7 protein-coding genes, 1 tRNA gene and 1 rRNA gene are annotated in these 6000 nt (G+C 37.4%); 3 read left to right on the top strand and 6 right to left on the bottom strand.

The features are described from left to right. A 23S ribosomal RNA gene (locus tag HW447_RS08005) occupies positions 1-113 on the top strand; the annotation flags it as partial. A gap of 81 nt (positions 114-194) precedes the next feature. Then, a tRNA-Gly gene (locus HW447_RS08000) sits at positions 195-266 on the top strand. A 75-nt stretch (positions 267-341) separates the two neighbouring features. On the opposite strand, the gene HW447_RS07995 is transcribed toward HW447_RS08000, so the two are convergent. The 5 genes from HW447_RS07995 to HW447_RS07975 all read right to left on the bottom strand — a co-directional run bounded on the left by HW447_RS07995 (position 342) and on the right by HW447_RS07975 (position 4521). Continuing rightward, positions 342-1535 (bottom strand): tyrosine-type recombinase/integrase, encoded by a 1194-nt coding sequence (locus HW447_RS07995; protein WP_176254783.1) that lies wholly within the window; start codon positions 1533-1535, stop codon positions 342-344. Between the two features lie 177 nt (positions 1536-1712). Continuing rightward, positions 1713-2675 (bottom strand): rolling circle replication-associated protein, encoded by a 963-nt coding sequence (locus tag HW447_RS07990; protein WP_176254782.1) that lies wholly within the window; start codon positions 2673-2675, stop codon positions 1713-1715. Between the two features lie 70 nt (positions 2676-2745). Further along, the gene (locus HW447_RS07985; protein WP_176254781.1) at positions 2746-3498 is read right to left on the bottom strand and encodes an AAA family ATPase; all 753 of its coding nucleotides are present in this window, start codon (positions 3496-3498) and stop codon (positions 2746-2748) included. Further along, positions 3485-4207: a hypothetical protein gene (locus tag HW447_RS07980; protein WP_176254780.1), complete on the bottom strand. Its 723-nt coding sequence runs from the start codon at positions 4205-4207 to the stop codon at positions 3485-3487. Before HW447_RS07980 ends, HW447_RS07985 begins: the two co-directional genes overlap by 14 nt. Further along, the gene (locus HW447_RS07975; protein ID WP_176254779.1) at positions 4204-4521 is read right to left on the bottom strand and encodes a hypothetical protein; all 318 of its coding nucleotides are present in this window, start codon (positions 4519-4521) and stop codon (positions 4204-4206) included. The genes HW447_RS07980 and HW447_RS07975 overlap by 4 nt, the downstream gene beginning before the upstream one ends. A gap of 254 nt (positions 4522-4775) precedes the next feature. Here HW447_RS07975 and HW447_RS07970 point away from each other — a divergent pair, with 254 nt between their 5' ends. Beyond that, positions 4776-5555, top strand: a complete 780-nt coding sequence (locus HW447_RS07970; protein WP_176254778.1) for a hypothetical protein — start codon at positions 4776-4778, stop codon at positions 5553-5555. A gap of 72 nt (positions 5556-5627) precedes the next feature. Here HW447_RS07970 and HW447_RS07965 read toward each other — a convergent pair whose 3' ends face one another. After that, the gene (locus HW447_RS07965; protein ID WP_176254777.1) at positions 5628-5909 is read right to left on the bottom strand and encodes a helix-turn-helix transcriptional regulator; all 282 of its coding nucleotides are present in this window, start codon (positions 5907-5909) and stop codon (positions 5628-5630) included. Positions 5910-6000: the final 91 nt, after the last annotated feature.

The raw sequence follows: 6000 nt of genomic DNA, 5'->3' as shown, positions 1-6000 counted from the left end.
ATATCCCATCGCAAGAGTAAGACCCCTTGAAGACGACGAGGTAGATAGGTCAGAGGTGGAAGTGCAGCAATGTACGGAGCTGACTGATACTAATCGGTCGAGGGCTTAACCAGACGGTATAGGAGCAAGAGAGAGTTGTTGTGGCTTGGCAGTTCAATATGTGGTTTTGAAGGTATGTGTGAGATAGATTAAATGCGCGAGTGGCTCAGTGGTGGAGCACCACCTTGCCAAGGTGGGGGCCGCGGGTTCGAATCCCGTCTCGCGCTCTATTTTATTTTAGCGGAAGCCTTTCGTTTCAAAGGTTTCCGCTGTTTTTGTGTGTCTTACAGGCTGTAGACAGCTTACAAAGCCTTAGATATGAGGTCATAGGTTTCTTTCTCCGTCAATGGATTGTAGATATATCCAAGGGTGGTATTCAAGTTGCTGTGTCCCAGCAGTTCCCGTATACAGTCTAACGGCACGCCGCTGGCATTTAGGTTGCTGGCGAACGTCTTTCTCATTTTGTGGGTGGACTTTGTAGACAGTCCCTGACGTTCCGCATATTTTTCCAGTACGTAGGCGATTTGCCTTGATGTCAGCCGTTTCCCGTCCCTCATAAAAATGTAATCGCCGGTACGCTCAATTCTTTGCAGAATATTGATTGCTTTCGGAACCAGAACCACGAACCTGTCACGGTTTGTCTTTGTATGCTCCACTACATCATATTGGTTTGTAACCTGATTTCTGACTTCCTCACGAACAATATGCAGATGGTTGCTATTGCAGTAATCTTCCCATTTAAGGGCTACCAGTTCACCGACACGCAGGCCAAGCAGGAAATTTAATTTCACAGCCAGAAAAGCAGTATCGCCGGTTTCTGTATACATACGGTCAAGATACTGGTTTAAGTCTTTCAGTTCATCAGAATTATAAGTTTCCGTCTTTCCCGTCTTTCTAACCACCTGTTTAAATTTGACAAGGATTTGAACCTTGTCCATGGGGTTCTCTGTGAGATACTTTTTTCTGACAGCATATTCAAACATACCATTCAAGATCGTTTTGATGTTGCACCATTCTTTGCGTGGGAGCCGAAACTCCTTAACAATGCGATTGCATTCCGTTTCCAGCAATAACTCATTCACCTGCCGGATTTTTTTATTGTGCAGGGCGGATGGTTCAAAATATTTTTTATAATGCTGTTTATGCCGTTTAATGGTGTTAGGGCTGTTTGTTACCGTCTGTTTGTATTCTAGCCATTCCTCATACAGTTCGTAAAAAGTCAGTTTGTCAATGTGCGAATTTTGGAAGTAAAGCGGAATCAGCTTGTCCAGCAATTCCTCTTCCGTTTGTGCCTTGATATTTTTTCGTTTTCCGTCTGCTCCTTTATAGCAGGTCTGCCACCGTCCGCCCTCTTTTGCTGGCGGTGTGATAGCATAAGTATGTATTTTTCGGATTTGTTCTCTTTTTGTAGACATAAGTATATCAAGCACACTGTCTGTGTTGATTATACCGCAGTCAAATGCTTCTTTCAAGATAACAAAATCCTTATTTGTCATATGTTTCATAGTCCACCTGTATCATAACGGTGGTGTATGATTCATAAATTTTTTCTGAATCATTTTTCTGGGTAATTTTTGAAGTTTAGATATTTAGATAGATATATATTTTTATATTATATAGTTGTTTTTTGTGTTTGTATTTTTCGTTTATATATGTTTGATTGTATATGTTGTTTATGTATTTTTTGTTGAACCATTACACCAAGTAGGGTTAATATGTTGCTTGTAAATTTGGCTTATGTAGGTACTGGAAAAATCACGCTCTGAATCTACGATTTTAACAGCGGATTCATGTACTTTTTGATAATTAGTCTTAGATAACGTTTCTATCGCCTCTCCATAACTCATCTTTTCTATGGTGGGTTTCTTGATTCCGCGGCTACATCGGTAGATATTTAATCCTGGCGGTAAAAGTTTTAAACGGCTACCTTTGATAATGTGCTTGCTATCTCCTTGTTCTGTTTGTACTGTCCGGAGTTCACCTTGCAGCAAATCACGAGTTAGTGGTATACCACTTTCAATATCCAAGTCCGATAGATACGCAGTCAGATAAGCCCCTATATTATCAATGTTACTATCCAATGCTTTAATACTAACAAAGCCATGCCCCCATATTTTTGCAAGTGTTTCGTTTTCAATGAATGGAGGGATTTTGGGAAAAATCGCTATCATATGGAGATGGAAAGCACCTCTTCCCTGAGCCTCTACACAAACAATGTATTCATAGGACATATCGTATTTATTTTTAATGTATCGCTGTAATCGCTTATTAAAATCACGATAATCTGTATATAACATTTTCGCATCTTGCATATTTTCGCGATATGTTAAAGTGATAAAACGAATTCGCTTAATATTCTGTGGGGTTACATTTGTGTTGATTAAATCCCGAAGATTTCGCATGGTCTTTTCGAGATTTCGCAGGTTTTCTGTCCGGTCATGTGCATGATGGGTAATTTTTTTTATTTCTCCAGTGGAGACAACCATATATTCTTTTTTTGATATTGGTTTGATAGTGGCACCTGTATTTTGTCTGTCAGAAATGGTTATTTGCTTAATATTCCCCATTGACTTTAAACAGACAGGGCGTCCACTATCAATATACTTTGGTATTTCAATTTTATTTCTTTTTATCATGGCATAATGTCACCTGTTAATCAAGTTAAAGGAGCACCCTGCAAGCAGGGCACTCCCAGAGGCCTCTAGGCTATTGCTCCGCACCGCCTGACGGCCTCCTGTTTACAGCTTCACATATAACTTTATGTAATTTTTGTGTATTTCTGGGAAGTACAGAACGGATTTTCTTTATCTGAATATCCGATATATAATAACCGACACCCACAGGACAAGGTTCAATAGTGTCCTTGTATTCATTAGCTATCATGGCAACACTCTCTTTGTTATTAGCCATAGAACCCATTAGAAAGCGATGGTTAAAATTTTCCCGTCCTAATAGAACGTCTGCGGAGGGACGCTGTAGTGCAAAACAAAGGTGGATTCGAAAACTTCTTGATAGATTTAGCATACGGGCAAGTTTACCTTTGATTTCTTCCTGTTCTTTCTTGGAAAGAGACATTAAGAGCGAAGGAAGTTCGTCCACCATGAGCAGTACGAAGTGATTGGATGGTACTCTCTTGTACAAGCGGTTTTCAAACAATTCAAAGAATGCATTAAATCCGGTAAGAGCATGATCTACAGCATAATAATTTGCCATTTCCTCACAATAGGTATAATCCATTCCCTTATAATCCACAATGTATATACAAATATCAGGTATATATAGACTTAATTTCCCCAGAAGGGAAGCGGTAAGCACCGTCTTACCACTTCCGCTAGGCCCACAAACAAGGCATCTTTGTCCCTGAACCCTAAAGTCAGAAAAGTTTAAGTATTTCATGATACCAAGTTGAAAATACTCTTCATCAAGACAAAAGGGAATTTCTGTTTTAGAAATCATCATCAAATACCTTTAGCTGTTGTGCATTATGATACATATAGGCGGTATTTTCTTTTGTATCAATGTAGTTAGCAGCTTCTGGTGTATCTACAATAACAAGAGAAATATGCCATGCACCCGAAACCAATATTACCTCATCCACAAATATCCTGGGGTACAATCGGTTGTGATATTCGACCGTAGCACGTCCAAGGTTCATGCTTCCGTCAGCAAGCCTCGCTTCCAGTTTGGAGGTTAATATTTCATAAAACAGATTTTCTTCCAGAGCTGCACCGTCTGACATAATCTTGAAACGGTAAACGCTACAGCCTTTCGAAGGTTCGTATTGAGAGCCTAAATCATCCTTTAAATCTCCGAATGTGGTCGGTGGGATCACGTGGAATACTCGATGATTTTCTTTAAAAATAAGAAAAATATTTCTCAATAGAATCTTATTAAAAAAGAGAATGTTATTTCCTGCGTTCTTATTGGCAGGTGTTTCAGCTTTTTTTTCGACAGACTTGCTTTGTGTGGAAAATCCAACAACGGCAATAATAGCTGCTGTAGCAATCATGAACGCATCAAAATTTTTCATGATAAAATTGACGAGTAATGCAGCCCCGATGATGACAATGATAATTGGCGGAACAAGAATAAGACAGTACTTTGCAAAAGTTTTCCAATCACCGGCAAGGTATGCATCTTGTATATTTTCTATCAAGCGTCTTATCATTGGAGAATCACCTCCTCAGCTGTGGCGGAAATACCTACTTTTCCGTTGATAGTATAAATTTTTCCAACAAAGCCCTTAAACGTGACGGAAATATCTTTTTCAGAAGCTTCCAGCTGTTCAGGCGTGATTTTTGGCACTTTGTCATTAGTTTTGACGGTGATCTTATCGAAGCCGGCTCTTGATGCGACGATGTAATTCCAGCCTTCTACATCTGGAGTCCAAGTGCCGTTTTTGATTATGTGCCGCTCTTTGACTTCGGCTAAGTATGCTCCTTTAGGGAATACTTGATTTTCAGTCAACATAATTTTCTTCATTGTTATTAAATTCCTTTCTGAAATTGATATAGTGAAACAAAAAAACTTTATATATTTTTCGCAATGGCCATTTGCTAGTTATATTATACTATATTACAGTCGAAAGTACATGACACAAATCGTCACAGTGATTGGTTGTAATGGAATATTTTGACGTATAAAAGAATAAAATGTAATATTAAATATCATAAATTGACAAAATGTGACTCGCCGATTATAATATAAATACAATCAGAAAAGGAGGCGTATTGCAAATGGAAGTGAATGTTCAGCTTTCATCAGAGAGATTTCGTGAAGAATGGGAGAGATTAAAAAAAGCAAAGGGAAATATTTCGGTGGAAAAAATATTAGAAAGCTATGTAAAAGATAAAGAATTCCCAAGAGAATATATTTCTCGTTTTAAAAGTGGTGATAAAAAACTTCGAGACGATGATCTGAAAATTTTTTCGGAGCTGTTTGGGATTAGAAAAGAATATCTGGCAGGGATCGATGATTATCGGACAGAAATTGATAAGAAGCGAGATGAACAAAAGAAGAAAGATATTTTTGAAAGTTTTCATAAAATGTTGATTGCACTTGGCTATGCAGAGTTGGAAATGAAAGAATCTGATTATAATATAACATTTCCTGAAAATACAAAGTTATTTATAGAAGCATTAAATACAGACACATCAGATGCAGGCCTGTCAGATCTAGAGGTTGTTAGAAGACGGTTGAAGAATAATGAAATTCACCTGTTTTTAAATGTTAATGAAAATAAATGGGTTCTTGTGCCTAAAAATGATTATTATCTCTTGCTTCAAGAGGTTATAGATTTTATCAATTTTAAATTATCAAAGCTCTTTTTTAATGCAGAGGAAGTTCCCTCTATGCTTCGGCCAGATGGTACTATTCCTCTGGGACTTCATAATTATTTACCATTGATAGGGGGAAAATATATGGATGTTCAGCTTGGATATGTTCCAAATGGTTCCCTAACAAAAGAAGCCATTGGTGAGAAAATAAAAATAACAATGCACAAACAAATAAAGTAGAATGATTTTCTTGGTATAAAAATAGGTTAGATTATAACTGTTTGTTAATAATCTAGCCTATTTTAGAAAGTATTATTTCAAAGATTTAAAATACTGAATCAATTCTGATAGCATGAGAATTTCTTTATCATTTAGGAAAGAAATATCCAGAGTTGACGTTTCATTTAGCCCTAATAAATAATCGGTGGAGACATGAAATAGTTTTGCTAATTCCACGATTAGGCTGGTGGAGGGAATAGAAATACCCATTTCCCAAGCATTTACAGAGCTTCTGGTAATATTCAATTTTTTAGCTAGAGCTGTTTGTGTAAGATTATTTCGTTCTCTTAGTTGTTTGATTTTTTCTCCAATCATAGTACACCTCCACTATTATAGCAATTTAACAAAAAAAGAGAGGATATTGCATTGCCAAAAAGATGTTTTAAATTGACAAACGTACGATTGT

This window comes from Enterocloster alcoholdehydrogenati (assembly GCF_013282095.1).
GTDB lineage: Bacteria > Bacillota > Clostridia > Lachnospirales > Lachnospiraceae > Enterocloster > Enterocloster alcoholdehydrogenati.
Note: the sequence above shows the minus strand (reverse complement) of the source record. Positions and strands in the feature narration are given on the sequence as shown.

Excerpts from the sequence above, each read along its gene's own strand:
- HW447_RS07995 (WP_176254783.1), bottom strand. The coding sequence starts at position 1,535 with ATGACAAATAAGGATTTTGTTATCTTGAAAGAAGCATTTGACTGCGGT.
- HW447_RS07990 (WP_176254782.1), bottom strand. The coding sequence starts at position 2,675 with ATGATAAAAAGAAATAAAATTGAAATACCAAAGTATATTGATAGTGGA.
- HW447_RS07985 (WP_176254781.1), bottom strand. The coding sequence starts at position 3,498 with ATGATGATTTCTAAAACAGAAATTCCCTTTTGTCTTGATGAAGAGTAT.
- HW447_RS07980 (WP_176254780.1), bottom strand. The coding sequence starts at position 4,207 with ATGATAAGACGCTTGATAGAAAATATACAAGATGCATACCTTGCCGGT.
- HW447_RS07975 (WP_176254779.1), bottom strand. The coding sequence starts at position 4,521 with ATGAAGAAAATTATGTTGACTGAAAATCAAGTATTCCCTAAAGGAGCA.
- HW447_RS07970 (WP_176254778.1), top strand. The coding sequence starts at position 4,776 with ATGGAAGTGAATGTTCAGCTTTCATCAGAGAGATTTCGTGAAGAATGG.
- HW447_RS07965 (WP_176254777.1), bottom strand. The coding sequence starts at position 5,909 with ATGATTGGAGAAAAAATCAAACAACTAAGAGAACGAAATAATCTTACA.